The following is a 19,080-nucleotide window of genomic DNA, read 5'->3' on the forward strand; positions in this document are numbered from 1 at the left end:
GCGGCGTCATCTATGCCGCTCAATACTCCTTCTCATAGAAAACCCCGCCTCCGGCTCCGCTTGCGCCCGCCTCGCCGCGCAGCTTCACGCCACGGCCGACATCGAGGTTGATGATCGCCTTGCCGCCGCCGGCTTCGGCGCCGGACTGAAGCTCGAGATAGGTGCGATCGTTGAGATATTTGCCGGCGGTCACGGTGGCGCCGCCCGTTGCGTCCGTCGAGACGTCGAGATCGTCGACGCCGAGCTTGTTGCGCAGGCCGCTCAGCAGCGAGTTGGAGCCACCGCCGGCCAGTTCGCTGACGGCGCTGGCCAGCTGGGCGATCTGCAGGGCTGAAAGGTTGGACAGCGAGCGGTTGAAGATCAGCTGCGCCAGGATTTCATCCTGCGGCAGGGCGGGCGATGAGGAGAAGGTGATGTTCGGGTTGTTGGAAAGGCCCGCCACATTGACGGTGATCGTTGTCGAGCCGGCAGTTGAAGTTGCGTCGAGATCGAGCGTCGGGATCAGGTTTCCGCCGAAGCTGATCGTGCCATCGGCGAAATCGAGCCGCTTGCCGAGAATTTCCAGCCGGCCGCGCCGCATCTCGAAACCGCCGGAAACTGCCGGCTGGGCGGCAGTTCCGCGGATCGTCAGGTCGCCGCCGAGTTCCGCGTCGATGCCACGGCCGCGAACGAAAAGCTTTCCGGGCGCGCTGACCGCCAGATCGAAGGCAACGCCGCCGCTCTTGGTGCTGCCGCCGCTTGCCGTATCGCTACGGATATCCGCCTGCATCTGCCTGACGTCGGCAGGCGCATTCTTGTGCTTGATGTTGATCTCCGACAGCGAGGCCGGCAGCTTTTCCGGAATGGTGATGGCGGCCTTGCGGATGGTGACCTTGCCGCCCAGCACCGGCGTTGCCGTCAGCTGTCCCTGCAGGGTCATGGCGCCGTTGACATTGGCGGTGAACAGGCTGCCGTCGACATAGGTCGCGTTGTCGAGGCGGATCGCGAGATCAGCCGGAAAACCGGAGCCGGCCGCGATGCCGATCGTGCCCGTAACATCGATCGAGCCGCCGCTTGCAAGCCGCCCGGACAGTTTCTGGATGTTCGCCTGTTTGCCGTCGAGGGCGACGTTGGCCATGAGGTCGGTGATCGCGAGATTGCGGCGGACATCGACAAGGCGTGCGCCGGAGGTCGAGATCGTCCCGGTGATCTGCGGTGCGGTCGCTGCGCCTGTGACGGTGACATCGACATTGGCAGCGCCGGTCAGTGTGAAGCCTTGCTCCGCCAAAAGGTTGGCTGCGAGGCCGAAGGGCAGGCTGCCCGCGAATTTCATGTCGATCGGCCGGTTGCCGGCAATGCCGACCTTGCCGCCACCCCTGAAGGCAAGGCCACCGGGACCGCTGATCGTGGTGTCGAGCGTCACATCGTTGTCGGCGAACTGGCCCTTGGCGGTGATGTCGAGCGCACCGACACCGGCGGATCTGGCCTGCGCAACGGCGGCGTTGGCCCAGCGCAGGTCATAGGTTACGACCGGTGCCGCCGACGTGCCCTTGACGCCGACCGCACCGCTGATGGCGCCGTCGGCGCCGAGCGACGGCACGAAAGTATTGGCGAGGCTGGCGGGCAGGGCATTGAGATCGACATTCAGATCCAGTTTCTCGCCGGCCGAGCCGGTCACCGCCACCGTGCCGCCGGATGCACCGATCGTCAGTTTCTGCAGGCTGACCGTGCCGTTTTCGATGATGATCGCCGCCGGTGCCGACAGCTTGACCGGTATCCTTTTCGGGGCGGCTGCGAAAGAAGCGAGGTTGACGACGGTCTTGCCGCCGGCGGTCTGGATGTCGGCGCGCAGGTTGAGCGGCGCCCCGTCATATTGGCCGTCGAGCGTGACATTGGTCTTGCCGGCCTGCTGGACGAAATCGAGCTTCAGGCCGCTGACGCGGTTTTGCCCCTGCGCGAAAGTTTCGACGGAGAGATTGCCCTTGACCGCCAGTGCCTTCAGGTCGGCGATGGTGATATCGGCGACCGGCTTGGTGATGACGAGATCGCCGCGCTTGATGCCCGAGCCGCTGGCCTTGAGTGCGATCGAGGTGGTGCCGCCATTGCTGTCGATGGACGCCGATCCGGCGATATCCCCGGATGCCTTTTCACCGGCCATGGCGGCGAGCAAGCCGACATCGGGGAAGGTGAAGTCGATCGTCCCCTGCGGCAGGAAATCAGCGGTGAACTGGATCTTGCCGTTCAGCCTGTTGTCGCCGACCTGGACCTGAAGAACCGGAACGCTGGTGCGGCCTTCCTCCGATACGAGGTCGGCGTTGACGTTGATGGCCTGGCCGCCGAGCGCGCCGGTGGCCTTGATTTTCGCCTGCGGGTTTTTCGGATTGGCGGTTGCATCGGCTGTCAGCTGCAGATCGCTCAGCGTCCGGCCGGCGAGCGTTGCGCCGCTGGAGGTGACCTCGGCCTTGATGCCGAGAGCGTCGAGCGGGCCGCTGGCATCGATCTTGAAGTCCGCCATGCCGCTGGCATCGGCCAGAATCTTGCCGAGATCGGGCAGGGTTCCGGTCACTGCTACCGTCAGATTTTCGGCCTTGAGCGCCACCGAACCGGCGGCTTCGATGGTGCCGGAATTGACGGCCAGTCTGCTGATATCAACCGCGCCATCCGCGCCTGTCGTCACCATGCCGGAAAGTGCGACTGGCGTGTCGAACTTGGGTGCGAGCGACGCCGGCAGGCCGGCAGGAAGGACGGACAGATTGAACCCGGCATTCAGGGCGTTTGCAGGGATTTCGAAAGAGCCTACAATTGTGCCGCCGAGGTTGCTGCCGTCGACGGTGACCGGATCGAAACCGATCCTGTCGGGCGATACGTCCAGGGTGGTTTCGATCGTCAACGGTCCCTTGACCAGCCGGTCGAGATCCGCACTTGTCAGCTGGATGTTCCCGGTCTCGATCCTGGTTTTCACGAGGCCGGTGCGAGTGGACAGATTGAAGGTATCGCTGTGCGCGGTAAGCCTGACGGCCTCAAGGCGGCCCTGTGGCAAGGCGAGCTGACCGGCGGTGGCTTTGACGTCGAGGATGGCCGACTCCATGCTGCCCTTCGCCGTCAATGTGCCGGTATCGAGGACAAGACGGGCTTCGCCCTTTGCCAGCGGCAGGCGGGCATCGATCCCGGCGAGCTCTGCGGTCATATCCAGCTTTTCGCCGGCGCTGCCGTTGAGCGTCACCGTTCCGCCGGATGCGGCGATGGCAAGCTGCTGAAGGTTGACCGCGCCGTTCTCGATCGTGATCGTCGTCGGGGCCGCCAGTTGCAGCGGGATTTTCTTCGGGGCGGCTGCGAAGGACTGAAGGTTGATCGTCGTCTTGCCATCGGCGCTCTGCAGGTCGCCGCGTGCGGTGAGCGGGGCTGCGTCATAGCTGCCGTCGAGGGCAAAATTCGTCCTGCTGCCCTGCTGATCGAAACCGAGCGACAGACCGGCCAGCCGGTTGTCGCCCTGTGTCACCTCTTCGACGGTCACGGTGCCGGTGATTGCCAGGGCCTTGAGGTCGGCAATGGTGATGTCGGCAGCGGGCTTGGCGATGATCAGGTCGCCACGGGTGATGCCCGTGCCACCGGCTTTCACGACAACCGATGTGATGCCGTTTTCGCTCTTGATGCTGGCCGAGCCGGCAAGGTCGCCGGATGCGGTTTGACCGGCCATTGCGGCCAGCAGACCGACATCCGGGAAGTTGAAGGCAAGCGAACCGCTTGGCTGGAAATCCTCGCTCAGGTCCAGCGCGCCTTTCAGCGTGTTCTCGCCGATGGTGGCCTCGATCGACGGAAGGCTGGTGCTGCCCTTGGCAGAGGCGATCTCGGCCTTGGCGTTGATCGCCTGTCCGTCGAGCGTGCCGGTGGCGGTGACCGTTGCGTTCGGTCCGTTCTGGCCGATGACGGCATCAGCATTGACGGCGAGGCCGTTGAGGGTACGGCCGGCCAGCGTTGCGCCATTCGCCGTCACCTCGGCCTTGACCGCCAGCGCCTCAAGCGGCCCGGTGGCGTTGGCGCTGAAATTGGCGACACCCTTGGCGCCGGCAAGCAGTTTGCCGATTTCGGGAATGGTGCCGGTGATCGCCGCCGTCAGATTGCCGGTTTCGAGCGCCGCCGATCCCGCTGCCTCGACGGTTCCGGATTTGACGGCAAGATCGCTGACATCGACGCTGCCATTGGCGCCTGTTGCGAGGTTGCCGGTGATGGCAATGGTCGTGTCGAATTTCTCAGCCAGCGCCGGCGGCAGGACGGCAGGCACGGCGAAGAGCTTGAGGGCCGTTGCCAGTGTGTTTTCGGCAATCGCATAGGAACCCGTCAGCGTGCCGCCGATGCTGGCGCTTTCCAGCGTGACCGGGTCGAAGGATACCGTTTCCGGGGTGACCGACAGCGTGCCGTCGATCTTGACCGGGCCCTTGACGAGGCGGTCGATATCGGCACTGACAAAGCGTGTGGCGCCGGTCTCTATCGTGGTTTTCAGCGGCCCTGTTTTTGTCGACAGGTTGAAGCTATCGCTATAGGCGTGCAGCCTGATCGCGTCGATCTCGCCCTGCGGCAGCGTCGCCTTGCCGATATCGGCGCCGAGGTCGAGCACGGCGCTTTGCGCTTCACCGATCAGCGAAACATTGGCGCTGTTGATGGAAAGCTGTGCCTCGCCCTTTGCCAGCGGCAGGCGGAAATCGATCGGGCCGGTCTTGCCGGTCAGGCTTGCCTGCAGGTCGTTTTCACCCGTTGTGCTGTAGGTGCCCGACGCAGAGAGCGTCAGCGCGCCGGTCGAGACCTTGCCTGTCTGGATGCGAATGGTCTTGCCGTCGAGTGCTGCCGAGACGTCGATATCGGTGGTGCCTTCGAACAACGGCCTGAAGGCAGCTGGCAAAAGATCGCTGAACGTGCCGCCGCCCTTGAGGGAGACGGTACGGAAACCATCGGCCGCCAGCGTGTGCTGGCCGTCAAGCTTTAGAACCTCGTTGCCGTCGAGGGCGGCCGTTGCCTTTCCGCTCCATTTCGAGAGCGGGCCTTCGCCTGTCACGGATATGTTGAGCGCGGGTTCGCCGGGCAGGCGCATGGCCTTGGCGAGCAGTCCGCCCTTGGGCTCATTGATGGTGGTTTCCAGCGTCAGCGCGTTGCCGGCCGGATCAAAGACGATATCGGCAATGGCCTTGGCATCCGGTCTGTCTCGCTGGGCGACGGCAAGGGCGGCGGCGATGCTGGCATTGGTGGCGTTCAGCTTGCCCTCGGCGCTCAGGAACTGATCCGTCCCGGCAATATCCTTGCCGATGACGATCTCCTTCAGATTGAAGGCATCGATCTTGACGTCGAGCGGCAAGGCGAAGGTTCGGCGGACTTCCCGGGTTTCCTGCGACGGGATCGGCAGCCGCTCGAGACGCACGGATCCGGCCGAAAGGCTGGCCGCATCGAAGCGCCTGGAAAACAGTGCCGCCGGCGACCAGTCGATCGCGACTTCACGGATTTCCGCGTAAATGCCTTTGCTGTCATACAATGTCACGCTGGAGGCGGTGAAATCACCGCTGAGCAGCGCACTCGGATCGTTGATGCGAACGATCTGGTCCGGCGTCGAGGCGTATTTCTCGATCATGGCGGCAACGAAGCGCGCGCCCGGTGCCGTGAAGCCGGCAAACAGGGTGACAAGCACGACGGCGACGAGGCCAAAGCCGAGGCAGTAAACCAGCCAACGCGAGGCGGTTTTCAGGAAGCGGGGCAAACGATTCATCGGTCATCCATAGCGCAAGTCGCGTCGCGGTGAAATTGCTTCTCCCTGAAACCGGGGTTCGGCTTCAGGCCGTGGTGACTGCCTTGGGCAATCAGAAGGATTGGCCGATACCGGCATAGATTCCGTATTTCGTGCCGCCCGGATAGGCATTCAGCGGCACGGCGACATCCAGCCGGATCGGCCCGAACGGTGTCGCATAGCGAAGGCCGATGCCGGCACCGGCGCGGATATCGGAAAAATCGGGCGTGGTCTTGGCCGATACCGTTCCGGCATCGATGAAGGGAACAAGGCCGATCTTTTCGGTGATGCCGATGCGTGCCTCCAGCGTGGCGTTGACATAGGACCGGCCGCCGAGGATCTCGTTGTCGCCGTTGCGCGGGCTGATCTCCTGATAGGAATAGCCACGCACGGTGCCGCCGCCGCCAAGGTAAAAGCGCCGGTTGGCCGGGATCGAGGCGAGGCCGTCACCGCCGGCCAGGACGCCGGCACCGAGCCGCCCGGCCAGCACGAAGCGGTTTTCCGCGCCGAGGCCGAGATAGGCCGAAGCCGACCCCTCGAAGGAGCTGAAGAAGGTCTGGCCGTTGATCTCGTAGCTGGGCTTGGCGTTGATCGAGGCACGGTAGCCGGAGGCCGGGTTCAGCTTGTTGTCGCGCGTATCGCGGACATATTCGATCGGGATCGCCGCGGTCAGGTATTCATTTTTGCCGAAGGCATCTTCGACATTCGCCCAGCTGAGTTCGCCGCCGGCGGAGATCGTGTCGGTGTCGGAGAGTTCGACGGTGACGCCGGCGGCACCGGTGAAGATCGTCGCCTTGTAGGCATCCGGATCCAGCAGCTGCGCCTTCAGGCTGGCATTGAAGGTGGAGGCCGGTCCGAAGGCGCCGGGCTTGGCAAAGAGCAGGCCGGCGGAATAATCGAGATTGCCGATGTCCGTCGTTTCGCCGATGCGGCTGACCGAGCCTTCGAGGCGCAGCGATTCCGCCCTTCCGAAGAGGTTGCGATGGCCCCAGTAGCCCTGGATGCCAAAGCCGTCGGTGGTCGAATATTGCGCGCCGGCGCCGAAATAGCGGTGCTTGCCTTCCGAGACCTCGATGGCCATCGGGATGGTACCATCCGGCGCCAGTTGATCGGCCTGCCGGATGGTGATGCTGGAAAACACGCCCAGTTGGCGTAGCCGGTCGGACGCCTTGCGCAAGGCTTCCGGCGAATAGGGCTTGCCGCCGTTGAGGCGTGAATAATCGGCGACGAAGGTGGGATCGACCGTCTTGGTGCCGGTGACGGTGACAGCGCCCACCGGTGCCACGGGGCCGCCCTCGGCCGCGATCGTGACGTCGACGGTGTTGGTCGCATGATCGGCTACGACGCTGCGTTCGGTCAGTTTGGCAAGCGGCCGGCCCTCTTCCTTGAGATCGTCGACAACCTTTTCGCCGGCTTTGATGATGAGGGTCGAATCGGCTCTTGTGCCCGGTTTCAGGTATTCGTCCGGCCTGTGCCCCGCAGCGTCCCCCTTGAGGACGACATTGCCCAGGGTGAAGACCGGACCGGGCTTCACGGTGATTTCGACGGGAACCGCGGCGCCATGCGGAAACACCGGATCGGGCGGCAGCGTGTCGATATCCTGACCGTTGATGGTGACGCTGACAATGCCGCCATAGCGCGCCTGTTCGTAGAGCGCTGCCAGCAGACGGTCGCGGTCGTCGCGCGCCTTGATGGCAAGACCGAGGTCGCCGGAAACCGGTTTTTCCTTGTCCTGAAACAGGCGGGAGCTGTTTTCCAGTGCCTGCTTGAGGTCCGCGTCGCCGGAGCCTTCATTCAGGGTCAGGTTGTAGTTGACGGGATCGACGACATCGGTGGCTTCCGCGTCTTTCTCGAAGAAGCGCATGCCGAAAATCTTGAATGCGTAAGCATCCGATACCGAAAGCGGCCCACAGGCAGCCATAGCCGCGACCGCAATTGCAGTGCCAGCCTTCCGATACGCAACACTTATGTTCGGCAGACGCATTCGTTTCCGCATTCCGCTGTTCAGGCTACTTTCAACATCTGCCCGCCGTCACGGCAGGCCACCATCGCATGACAAGGTTTTCCCTTTCATTAACGATGACCCTACACAGCAAAGCCCTGTTGATGAAGGCAGGGAGGCGAAATTCTCGGAAAAAGCGCACTTTGTGTGATGCATTCGAAACAAAAGACCCCGGATTTCTCCGGGGTCCAGCCGTGTTTTCTGCCGCCAAAAAGGGCAGGCGCCGGTGCGTCGGGTGCGTGGTATTACCGGCAATCGTCGATGTAGCGGCGGCCGTAGCGGTCGCGGTAATAGCACTGGCCGGGCTGTTCGGCGACATGGCCGATGACGGCACCGGAAACGCCGCCGATCGCAGCACCGACGGCAGCGCCGCGAACGTTGCCGGTGATCGCTCCGCCGATGATCGCTCCGGAAACTGCGCCGATACCGGCACCCTTTTCAGTCTGTGTGCAGCTGGCGACGGATAGCGCGAGCAGCACAAGCACGATGGCCTTTTTCATTGTCTCTCCAATCTGGACGCGTGAACTCAAATCCCCGCCGTCCGTTTCTCCCCAGGGATGGAAGATGGACGGTAAGGTCCCCTTCCGGTCGAACTTGCAATGCCGAAAGATAATTCGCTACCTGTGAACGTCTACAGATATCCTGCAAATCCCCCTTCGGCGCAAGAGAACGTCATTCAAGCTGAACAGAAGCTGAAAGCGCAGTTCCCTGCGTGACACCTCTTGCAATTTTCCGGACGGCGCTCGGTTGTCTCCGCAGACGCGGTTGCCGCCGCATAGCGGATTACGGCTGGTTTTCTTGAAACAGAATATAAGGGCGGGACGGTCCGTCCTTTTCTTGTGACTTGACTCACTCCGCGCCGGATGGAATGAAATTTGTGACGGATAGTTTGGAACTGTTCAAAATTAGGGGCCTTTTGCCGCAGGCGGCCGCTGCGACCCTTTGCAAGGGTTGACGCCGGGCCGCTTTCGCTCAAAAAGACGGCAAGGTTCTGGAGACAATGATGGATTTCGAGAGTTTCTTCAAAGGCGAGCTGGACAGCCTGCATCACGAAGGCCGTTACCGGGTGTTTGCCGATCTGGAGCGCCAGCGCGGACAATTCCCCAAGGCGACGCGCTACAATGCGAGCGGCGAGAAGCAGGACGTTACCGTCTGGTGTTCCAACGACTATCTCGGCATGGGCCAGCATCCCAAGGTGACCGAGGCGATGAAACTCGCCATCGACCAGTGTGGCGCGGGTGCTGGCGGCACCCGGAATATCTCTGGCACCAACCATTACCACGTTCTTCTCGAACGTGAACTTGCCGATCTGCACGGCAAGGAATCGGCGCTGCTGTTCACGTCCGGCTATGTGTCCAACTGGGCGGCGCTCGGAACGCTCTGTTCGAAGATTCCTGGCGTGATCGTCTTTTCGGACGCCGGGAACCACGCATCGATGATTGAAGGCATCCGCCATTCGAAATGCGAGCGGGTGATCTTCAAGCACAATTCCGTCGCCGACCTCGAAGCCAAGCTGAAAGCCGCAGACCCGCGTGCGCCAAAGATCATCGCCTTCGAATCGGTCTATTCGATGGACGGCGATATCGCGCCGATCAAGGACATCTGCGATCTTGCCGACAAATATGGTGCGATGACCTATCTCGATGAAGTCCATGCCGTCGGCATGTACGGTCCGCGCGGCGGCGGCATTGCCGAGCGCGAAGGCCTGATGCACCGGCTGACGGTGATCGAAGGCACGCTCGGCAAGGCTTTCGGCGTGATGGGCGGCTATATCGCCGCATCGACGGCGCTGTGCGATTTCATCCGCTCGTTTGCCTCGGGCTTCATTTTCACGACCGCTCTGCCACCGGCGCTTGCTGCCGGTGCCGTCGCCTCGATCCGTCACCTCAAGGAAAGCCAGGTCGAACGCTTCGCCCATCAGGAGCGGGTTCGCCGTCTGCGCAACCTGCTCGACAAGAACGGCATTCCGCATCTGAACAACCCGAGCCATATCGTGCCGGTGATCGTCGGCGATGCGGCCAAGTGCAAGTGGATCTCCGATCTGCTGCTCGACAATTGCGGTGTCTATGTCCAGCCGATCAACTATCCGACGGTGCCGAAGAAGACCGAGCGCCTGCGCATCACCCCGACGCCGCTGCATTCGGATGCGGATATCGATCATCTGGTCGGTGCGCTGCATCAGCTCTGGTCGCGCTGTGCGCTGGCAAGGGCTGTCGCCTGATCGTTGCCAAAGGCTTGAATTTGCAATGCGGATTGTCGAAAGATGGTCCGCATTTTTGATTCTGGCGGCTTGCAGGAGTTTAGGTCATGAGCGTCGAACGCAGGCTTGATGAGGTCATCGACCGGTTCCTCACGTCCGGGAGGGTTACCGGAACCGTCGTGCTGGTTTATCAGCACGGTGAGCCGATTTTCCGCCGCGCGGCCGGGTTTGCCGATCGGGAAGCCGGGGTTCCGGTTCAATTCGACACGATCTTTCGGCTGGCCTCGGTAACAAAACCCATCGTCGCGGCCACCGCCCTGGCCATGATCGATCGTGGCTTGATGGCTCTGTCAGACCGCGTCGCCGACCATCTGCCGTGGTTCCGGCCGAAGACGCCGGATGGCGCCGTTGCCGACATCACGATCCATCAGCTGCTGACGCATACATCGGGGCTGGTCTACGATCTGGCGCTGGAGCTTCTGCCCGCTGACCGGGCCATCAGCTGCGGCCTGCTGGATACCGATCTCGACTACGAAGGCAATTTCGGCCGCCATAATGCCGTGCCGCTGGCGTTTGCGCCGGGCACGCAATGGGCTTACTCGTTCGCCACCGATATTCTCGGCGCGGTGATTGCCAAGGTGCATGGCGGTTCGCTGGAAGAGGCCGTCGTGACGTACATCGCCGGCCCGCTCGGCATGGCCGACAGCCGTTTTCATGTCACCGATACCGCGCGGCTTGCCGTGCCCTATACCGATTCACAGCCGGCCGCCGTCCGGATGTCGGATCCCTATTTCGCGCCGGAGGAGGCAGGCTGGACGCTCGGATTTTCGCCCTCGCGGATCTTCAACGGCAAGGCATTCCAGTCGGGTGGTGCCGGCATGGCGGGAACGGCTGGCGACATCATCGCCTTTCTCGAAACATTGCGGACCGGCGGCAAGGATGTGCTGAGAGCCGAAACGGTGCAGGCGGGTCTTGCCAACCGGATCGGCGCTCTGGTCACGGATTCCGGCAGCAAATTCGGTTATTTCGGCGCCGTGGTCGAGGATCCCATCGGCGCGCTGACACCGCAGTCTCCCGGAACGGTTCGCTGGGGCGGTGTCTACGGCCACAGCTGGTCCATCGATCCGGCCAAGGGATTGACGGTGCTGAGCATGACCAACAATGCGCTGGAAGGCTGCATGGGTGAGTTTCCCGACAGGATCGTCGAGGCGGTCTACGGGGTATAAGCCATCGCGCTCAAGCGGCGGCGGCATCCCGTTCGACGATCGCTCTCGCCATGCGCCGGGCTTCGTCATCGACTGCGAAAACATCGTCCATCGTGGATGAAGGCGTTATCGCAATCATCGCTTCCATGACGGCTTCCGTGATCTCGGCCATCTGCAGGAAGCCCGTTCGCCCACCGATAAACGCTTCGAGCGCGACTTCCTTGGCAGCATTGAGGATCGCGGCCTGCGCTCCGCCACGCTGCATGGCCAGACGTGCCAGCCGCAGGGCCGGAAAACGTTCTTCGTCCGGAGCCTCGAAATCGAGCCGCGACAGCTTGGCGAAATCGAGCCGCTGGACATCGAGCGACGGCCGCGCCGGATGCGACAGCGCATAGCCGATGGCGGTGCGCATATCCGGGCAGCCGAGCTGCGCCAGCACCGAGCCGTCCGAGTAGCCGACCATCGAATGGATGACCGATTGCGGATGGACGATCACCTCGATCTGCTCCGGCCGCATGCCGAACAGGTGCTTCGCCTCGATCATCTCCAGTGCCTTGTTGAACATCGAGGCACTGTCGATCGAGATTTTCAGGCCCATCGACCAGTTGGGATGGGCGCGGGCGGTCGCGGCGGTGACGTCGCGCATTTCCGTCAGGCTTGATGTGCGAAAGGGGCCGCCGGATGCCGTCAGGATGATGCGCTCGACCGCATGGCGCTGGTTTTCCTCCAGCACCTGGTAGATGGCATTGTGTTCGCTATCGACGGGCAGCAGCTTGCCGCCGCCGGCCTGAACGGCGCGCACGAAGAGATCGCCGGCCGAAACCAGGCATTCCTTGTTGGCAAGCGCGATATCGGCGCCGCGCTTTGCGGCGGCAAGCGTTGGGGCAAGGCCGGCGGTGCCGACGATCGCGGCCATGACCCAGCCCGCATCGCGCTCGGCCGCCTCGATCAGGCCGCTGCGGCCGGCGGCGACTTCGATGCCGGTGCCGGAAAGGGCTGCCTTGAGGTTTCCATACTGGCTTTCGTCAGCGGTGACGGCGAGTTCGGTGCCGGTCGTCATGGCCTGCTCGGCGAGCAGGTCGATATTGCCGTTGCCGGTCAGAGCGGCAACCTGGAATGCCTCGCGGCCGCCCAGCTGGCGGATAACGTCGAGTGTGTTGGTACCGATCGAGCCTGTCGAGCCCAGAATGGTCAAGCGGCGTTTTTCAGCTGCGCCGGAGGTCATGGCCAAGTCCCGTTGTTTTTTTGTGTTTCACGCAAGGCTCTACAGGTGAAAGCGGATGTCAACAAGGGTGGTCTCGACCAAGCTTATGGCGATAGGGTCGCAGGAGCGGCGAATCATTATCAGTGGTTGGGCCAGTGGCCGGGCCTGCCGCTCGCCGGAAAGGATGTTGCTGATGCTGAAACTTGCGCTGTTTCTGTCATGCTCCTGCGTGCTGATCGATACGGCTTCGGTCTCGATGGTTGCGGCAGATACCGTGCCGGCTGCGCTGGTGGGCACGTGGCTGGCCGAGGATATCGGCGGCCGGGGCGTCATCGATGATCTGCAGACAACGCTCGAAATCAACGACGATGGCACCTATTCGGGGTTTGCGGGCTGCAACAGCTATACAGGCATCTTCAACCTGAAGGACAACGTCATCACCTTCGGTCCGGCCGGCGCCACACGCAAGATGTGCGTGCCGGCGGTGATGGACCAGGAGACGAAGTTCTTCGATGCCCTGAGGACGCGGCTGTCCTGGAAAATTGAAGACACCAAGCTGGTGCTGGCGAGGCCCGATTCGAGCCTCGCCCTGCGGCTGGCTGCGCAGGGACGTTGACGGCTCAGCCGCGCGCCGCCAGCTTTACCGGATCCTGTGGCAAGTGGCGGTAGCCGGCGCCCGGATGCGGTGCGACAAGGCGGGGGCCTCCGCCGAACAGTTTTTCGCGCAGCGTGCCCTTGGCGTAATCCTTCTTGTAGACGCCGCGCTTCTGCAGTTCCGGCACCAGCAGGTCGACCGCATCCTCGAAGCTTTCCGGGGTCACCGCGTAAGCGAGATTGAAGCCGTCGACATCGGTATCCTCGACCCATTCCTGCAGGAGATCGGCGACCGTCTGCGGCGAGCCGACGAAGACCGGGCCAAAGCCGCCGATGCCGACCCAGTCGGCCATTTCCCGCACGCTCCAGATCTTGTCGGGATCGATGGTGGTGAAGGTCTCGACAGCCGATTGCACCGCGTTGGTGTGGCGGTGGCGCAGCGGTTCGTCGGGCGAGAACTGGCCGAAGTCGATGCCGGTCCAGCCGGAGATCAGCGCCTGTGCGCCCTCATAGGAAACATATTTGCGGTAGTCGTCGAATTTCTTCTTTGCCTCCGCATCGGTTTCGCCGAGAATGACGGTCTGCAGGTTGAAGGCGAGAATGTTGCGCGGGTTGCGGCCGGCTTTCTCGGCTGCCTCACGGACATTGGCGACGTAGCGCTTCAGCACCGGCTTGGATGGTGCTGCGACGAAGATGCATTCCGCATGGGCGCCGGCGAAATCCTTGCCCCTGCTTGATGCACCGGCCTGGTAGAGCACCGGCGTGCGCTGCGGCGAGGGTTCGCTCAGGTGAATGCCGGGCACGGTGAAATGTTTGCCGGCGTGATGGATCGGGTGAACCTTTTCCGGATGGGTGAAGATGCCGCTGTCGCGGTCGCGCACCACGGCGTCCTCTTCCCAGCTTCCCTCCCAGAGCTTGTAGCAGACTTCCAGATATTCCTCGGCGAGGTCGTAGCGGTCGTCATGCTTGGTCTGGCTTGCCTGGCCGATATTCTGTGCGCCGCTGTTGAGATAGGAGGTAACGATGTTCCAGCCGACGCGGCCTTTGGTCAGATGATCGAGCGTCGAGAGGCGGCGGGCGAAGGTATAGGGATGCTCGAAGGACAGCGATGCGGTGAGGCCGAAGCCGAGATGTTCGGTCACATAGGCCATGGTCGGAACGAGCTGTAGGGGATCGTTGACCGGAACCTGGGTGGAATGGCGCAGGGCCGCATCGACATTGCCGTTCAGGACGTCGTAGACGCCGAGCACGTCGGCGAGGAACAGGCCATCGAACTTGCCGCGCTCCAGCGTCTTTGCCAGATGCACCCAGTAGTCGAGATCCTTGTATTTCCACGACTGGTCGCGCGGATGCCGCCAGAGGCCCGGCGACTGGTGGCCGACGCAGTTCATGTCGAAGGCGTTCAGCCTGATTTCGCGGCTCATGTCTTATTTCCTTGTCTTGATGTCAGGCCGTTGCCTTGCGCCTGTTGATGAAGCTCAGCGCAAGCACGGCAAAGATCAGCAGTCCGGTCCCGACCTGCTGCCAGTAGAAGTTCAGCCCGGTCAAAAGCAGGCCGTTGGCGACAATGCTGAGCAGCAGCACGCCGAGAACGGTGCCGGCCACATTCGGACGGCCGAGCCGGGAGAGCGTCGTGCCGATGAAGGTGGCGCCGATGGCGTTGAGCAGGAAGGCGTTGCCGGAAGAGGGGATGTAGACGGTCACCGTCGCCGACAGGATCAGCCCCGCGACGGCGGCGATCAGGCCGACGAGAATGAAGGCGATCGCGACATGGGCACGCGCGGTAATGCCGGAATAGCGCACGACGCTCGGCTGGATGCCGATGGCGAGTGCGACACGGCCGAAGCGGGCGCGGGTCAGGATGACAGTGGCGGTCACGATGATGATGGCGGCGATGACGAGCGGAACGGGAATGCCGGCGATCGCGCCGCGGCCGAGAAAGCGGAAGGCTTCCGGCACGCCTGATGGAGGCAGATAGACTGGATTGCCGCCATTGGTCAGAAGCTGCTGGATGCTGCGGCCGATGAACAGTGTGCCGAGGGTTCCGAGAAACGGCGAAATGCCGATACCGGAAATCAGGATGGCGTTGAACGCGCCGACGGCTGCTCCCGCGCCCAACCCGGCCAATGCCGCGATGACGACGGGTTGTCCGGCAAGCACCAGCGAGACGAAGGCGAAACTGGCGAAATCGACCGCCGTGCCGACCGACAGATCGATGCCGCCAACCGAGACGGCAAAGGTCATGGCGATGGCGACGATGGCCAGCAGCGTGAAGTTGTTGACGAGGATGCTCTGGAGGTTGGCGATCGTAAGGAACGTCGGAGCCGCGAAGGAAAAGGCGGCAAAGACGGCGACGAGCGCCAGCACCAGCGCGTTGTTGACGATCGCGCCGATAATGGCGCGCGGCAGGCCGGATGTCTCGATTGGGGAGGTCTGCAGGGTCATGATCAGGCCTCCTGCCTGCGCAGCAGCGTCGTGGCGGAAACGACGAGCAGGATGAGAAGCCCCTGGACGCCGCTGACCAGCACACTGGAAATGTTGAGAAGCTGGAAGCCGTTGACGAGGAAGCCGACGAACAGCGTGGAGAGAAGCGTGCCGATCACGGTCGGCACCAGTCGTCGTGAGAAGACCGAGCCGAGCAGGGCGGTGACCACCACCGGCAGCAGCATTTCGCCGGACCCGGTGGTGCTGCCGCTGAGATTGGAGACCGACAGAATGCCGGCAAACCCGCCACACAGGCCGCTGGCGACGAAAGCGCCGGCAAGCAGCCGGCGGACAGGCAGGCCGGCGGCGCGGGCGGCATCGGGAAATTCACCGACCGCGTAGAGCCGAAGTCCAGTCGGGGTATATTGCACGATCGCGGCGGCGATCAGCGTGAAGACGAGCAGCACATAGGCGAGCGCCGGAATGCCGAACGGGCCGGATGATGAAAGGGCCGTCAGGAGCGGGGTCGAGGCCGGGATGACGGTATTCTGCGTCAGCACCAACTCAAGGCCGGCGACGATGTTCATCACGGCAAGTGTCGCCAACAGCGGCACGATGCCCGCGCCGACGACGGCGATGGCGTTGACCAGACCGATCAAGCCGCCGGTGAGCAGGGCTGCCGCGACGGCGGTTGTGTCGCCATAGCCGAGCTGGGCAACCGTCGCGTAGACGGCGGCGCTCAGCCCCATGTTGGCGGCCAGCGACAGGTCGATGCCGCCGGTGACGACATTGGAGCCGCCGGCGATCAGGACGACAGTCAGGCCGATGGCCAGCACGCCGGAAATGGCCGACTGGCCGAGCACGTTGCCGATATTGCCGACGCTGAGAAAATAAGGTGCCGTTGCCGAAAAAACGAGAAGGATGGCGACGAACGCGATCAGCGATCCGGCACGCAGCGCTGTTGCGGCCAGATTGGCGCCTCGGCCCGATCGGCCTTTGTCTGAACGGAATGTGGATTCATCCGGTTCGAAATGGATGGTGGGCGCGAGCTGGATGTCAACCGACATGGCGGAGCGTCTCCGAAGATCCGGTGGATGTGGCAAGAACCTCGTCCGGCGAGGTCTCGGAAGAAATGAACTCGCGCACGACATGGCCGCGGAAAAGCACGAGGATGCGATCGGTGATGCCGATCAGCTCCGGCAGGTCGGACGAGAGCACGATGATGCCGGCACCGCGGGCGGCGAGGTCGCCGATCAGGTTGTAGATTTCGACTTTCGAGCCGATATCGACGCCGACCGTGGGCTCATCGAGCAGATAGACCTCGGAATGGCGGCTCAGCCATTTGGCGATCGCCACCTTCTGCTGGTTGCCGCCCGAGAGCGTGCGCACGAGCGCATCCCTGCCTGCCGTCTTGATTTCAAGGCGGCGGATCAGCTCGTCCGCTTCGCGCCGCTCGTCGCCGAAATCGAGGAAGCCGAGGCGGGTGAAGCGTCTGAGCGACGACAGGGTGATGTTTTCCGAAACGCTCAGGTCCAGCGCCACGCCATTGCCGCGCCGGTCTTCCGGCACAAGCGCCACATGCCGATCGACGGACTGGGCCGGGTTGACCGAACGCACGGCCTTGCCGTCGATCTCGATCTGTCCGGAGGTGGCGGTTTCGAGGCCGAACAGCGTGCGGATCAGTTCCTTGGCACCGGAGCCGAGCAGCCCCGTAAGGCCGAGCACTTCACCCCGGCGCAGGGTGAGCGAGACGTCCTGATATTTTCCGCGCGCCGAAAGGCGATCGAGGGTCAGGATATCCTTGCCGAGTGCGACGCTGCGCTTGGGAAACATGTCCGCGATGTCGCGCGCCACCATCAGCCGCGCGATGGCGGTGGCCGATGTTTCGCTGAGCGCGAGCGTCGCGACGTCCTCGCCGTTGCGCAGGACCGTGACGTGATCGCACAGTTCCTCGATCTCGTTGAGGTAATGCGAGATGTAGATAATCGTCACGCCTTCGGCGCGCAGGCGGCGGATCAGCCGGAAGAGGATATCCGCCTCGCGGCGCACAAGGGCTGCCGTCGGCTCGTCGAACACCAGAACCTTCGGCTGGTCGAGCAGCGCGCGGGTGATCTGCACGATCTGCTTCTCGGCGGTGGAGAGTTCGCTGATCAGGGCGCTGTTGGGCAGCCTGACGCCGAAATAATCATCGAGGATTTCGCCGGCGCGGCGCTGCATCAGCCGCCGGTCGAGAAAGGGCGTGCCGGCGATACGCGGCTCGCGCCCGAGGAACAGCGCCTCGCCGACGGTGAAGGTCGGCACCAGCAGGCGGTCCTGATGGATGAAATGGATGCCGAGCTCCTCGACCCGGTGCGGGGTGAGCCTGTCATAGGTCTGGCCATCGATCTCGATGCGGCCTTCGTCGGGCTGGTGCAGGCCAGCCAGCAGCTTGATCAGCGTTGATTTGCCGGCACCGTTCTGGCCGACGAGGCCGTGAACCGTGCCGCGACGGACGCGCAATGAGGCACCGCTCAGGGCTTGGGCTCCGTCGAAACGCTTGACGATGCGCTCGAGATGAATGGCATCGCCGCTTCTGTCTGCGGCTGGTGAAGCTGCGCTCATGACATGTCCGTCCTGCTGGTCGATCTGGATCAGAAGAGGCGATCCGGAGAGAGCCCGGATCGCCCGATTGCGGTGCGCGTGTCAGCCGATGCCGAGTTTCTTGCTGACCTCGTTGACGTTGGCCTTGTTGGCGAGGAGCGCCGGGACATAGGTTTCGCGCGGCAGGGTCTGGCCGGCGAGCAGGCGGGCGACATTCTGGATCGCCGTGCGGCCGATTTCGGCCGGCTGCTGGGCAACGTCGGCGCCAGCCGGCGAGTTCGGATCGGCAACGAGCTGCAGCACTTCCGGACTGCCGTCGACGCCATAGGTGCGGATTTCGGTGCGGCCGGCCGCAGCCAGGGCCTGCGTCGCGCCAAGCTGGGGAATATCCCAGGCCGACCAGATCGCCTTGATCGAGCCCTTCTCCGGATATTTGTTGAGCAGGGCTGTGATCTGCGTGAAGGCGTCCTGCACGGTGTTCGGAATGACGTCGCGCAGTTCCGGCTCAAGGATTTTCACCTTGGGGAAATATTTCACGACATTGACCAGCTGGTCGTAGCGGATGGCGCAGGGCGTCACGCCGTAGAAGCCGTTGAAGACGACGATATTGCCTTCGCCGCCGATATCGGACACCAGCTGCAGGGCCAGATCCTTGCCGATGCCCCAGTTGTCGGAGGTGGTGTTGTTGATCGAATTGGTCGAGCCGACATCGACGGTCAGCACCGGAATGCCGGCATCGCGCGCCTTCTTCAGCCAGGGGTCGATGACACTCAGCGTGCCGAGGATCTGGACGATCGCATCCGGCTTCTGGGCGATCAGCGTCTGAAGCTGGGATACGAGCTTGCCGTCGTTGCGGCCGGCATCGACTGCGATCGGCTCGCCGCCGAGCCGCTTCACTTCCTCGATTTGGGCATTGTAGGCCTGCAGGTCGAAGAAGTGGTCGGTGCCGGTGGCGCTGATGGCGATGCGCTTGCCCTTCAGCGAAAGCTCCTCGTCCGCCGCTGCTGCCGTCCGGCTGCCGATGAGGCTGGCGCCGGCGAGTGCTGCGCCTGCCACTGCCGAGAGTTTCAACAGGTCACGGCGTCCAACGCCTTGTCCCGACTTTTCCTGTTCCATGACACA

The 19,080-nt window shown here is 63.2% G+C and carries 12 protein-coding genes; 3 read left to right on the plus strand and 9 right to left on the minus strand.

The features are described 5' to 3' along the window. Nucleotides 1–19 precede the first annotated feature (19 nt). The 3 genes from ADU59_RS17255 to ADU59_RS17265 all read right to left on the minus strand — a co-directional run bounded on the left by ADU59_RS17255 (nt 20) and on the right by ADU59_RS17265 (nt 8,251). Nucleotides 20–5,731: a translocation/assembly module TamB domain-containing protein gene (locus ADU59_RS17255; RefSeq protein ID WP_068955372.1), complete on the minus strand. Its 5,712-nt coding sequence runs from the start codon at nt 5,729–5,731 to the stop codon at nt 20–22. Nucleotides 5,732–5,822: 91 nt separating this feature from the next. After that, entirely contained in the window at nt 5,823–7,745 is a 1,923-nt protein-coding gene (locus ADU59_RS17260) for an autotransporter assembly complex protein TamA (protein WP_068955373.1), read from the minus strand. Between the two features lie 251 nt (nt 7,746–7,996). Further along, nucleotides 7,997–8,251, minus strand: a complete 255-nt coding sequence (locus ADU59_RS17265) for a YMGG-like glycine zipper-containing protein (protein WP_068955374.1) — start codon at nt 8,249–8,251, stop codon at nt 7,997–7,999. 503 nt (nt 8,252–8,754) lie between these two features. Here ADU59_RS17265 and hemA point away from each other — a divergent pair. Both hemA and ADU59_RS17275 read left to right on the plus strand, forming a co-directional pair. Continuing rightward, complete coding sequence (hemA, locus tag ADU59_RS17270) at nt 8,755–9,972, plus strand: 5-aminolevulinate synthase (protein WP_068955375.1); 1,218 nt, start codon at nt 8,755–8,757, stop codon at nt 9,970–9,972. Nucleotides 9,973–10,058: 86 nt separating this feature from the next. Further along, the gene (locus ADU59_RS17275) at nt 10,059–11,177 is read left to right on the plus strand and encodes a serine hydrolase domain-containing protein (protein ID WP_068955376.1); all 1,119 of its coding nucleotides are present in this window, start codon (nt 10,059–10,061) and stop codon (nt 11,175–11,177) included. A gap of 10 nt (nt 11,178–11,187) precedes the next feature. Here the strand turns inward: ADU59_RS17275 and dxr are convergent, their stop codons facing one another. Then, complete coding sequence (gene dxr / locus ADU59_RS17280) at nt 11,188–12,381, minus strand: 1-deoxy-D-xylulose-5-phosphate reductoisomerase (RefSeq protein WP_068955377.1); 1,194 nt, start codon at nt 12,379–12,381, stop codon at nt 11,188–11,190. Between the two features lie 172 nt (nt 12,382–12,553). Between dxr and ADU59_RS17285 the strand changes: the two genes are divergently transcribed. Further along, complete coding sequence (locus ADU59_RS17285; RefSeq protein ID WP_083198326.1) at nt 12,554–12,976, plus strand: META domain-containing protein; 423 nt, start codon at nt 12,554–12,556, stop codon at nt 12,974–12,976. Between the two features lie 4 nt (nt 12,977–12,980). Here the strand turns inward: ADU59_RS17285 and ADU59_RS17290 are convergent, their stop codons facing one another. The 5 genes from ADU59_RS17290 to ADU59_RS17310 form a co-directional block, all read right to left on the minus strand. Continuing rightward, a complete protein-coding gene (locus ADU59_RS17290) occupies nt 12,981–14,378 on the minus strand; it encodes an LLM class flavin-dependent oxidoreductase (protein ID WP_068955378.1) in 1,398 nt (465 codons plus the stop codon). Nucleotides 14,379–14,400: 22 nt separating this feature from the next. Continuing rightward, nucleotides 14,401–15,399 (minus strand): ABC transporter permease, encoded by a 999-nt coding sequence (locus ADU59_RS17295; RefSeq protein ID WP_068955379.1) that lies wholly within the window; start codon nt 15,397–15,399, stop codon nt 14,401–14,403. A gap of 2 nt (nt 15,400–15,401) precedes the next feature. Further along, the gene (locus ADU59_RS17300) at nt 15,402–16,445 is read right to left on the minus strand and encodes an ABC transporter permease (RefSeq protein ID WP_068955380.1); all 1,044 of its coding nucleotides are present in this window, start codon (nt 16,443–16,445) and stop codon (nt 15,402–15,404) included. Continuing rightward, a complete protein-coding gene (locus tag ADU59_RS17305; RefSeq protein ID WP_068955381.1) occupies nt 16,435–17,979 on the minus strand; it encodes a sugar ABC transporter ATP-binding protein in 1,545 nt (514 codons plus the stop codon). The genes ADU59_RS17300 and ADU59_RS17305 overlap by 11 nt, the downstream gene beginning before the upstream one ends. An 81-nt stretch (nt 17,980–18,060) precedes the next feature. Further along, nucleotides 18,061–19,074, minus strand: coding sequence for a sugar ABC transporter substrate-binding protein (locus ADU59_RS17310; RefSeq protein WP_068955382.1), 1,014 nt, complete (start codon nt 19,072–19,074; stop codon nt 18,061–18,063). Between the last annotated feature and the right edge of the window lie 6 nt (nt 19,075–19,080).

The organism is Pararhizobium polonicum, from assembly GCF_001687365.1.
GTDB lineage: Bacteria > Pseudomonadota > Alphaproteobacteria > Rhizobiales > Rhizobiaceae > Pararhizobium > Pararhizobium polonicum.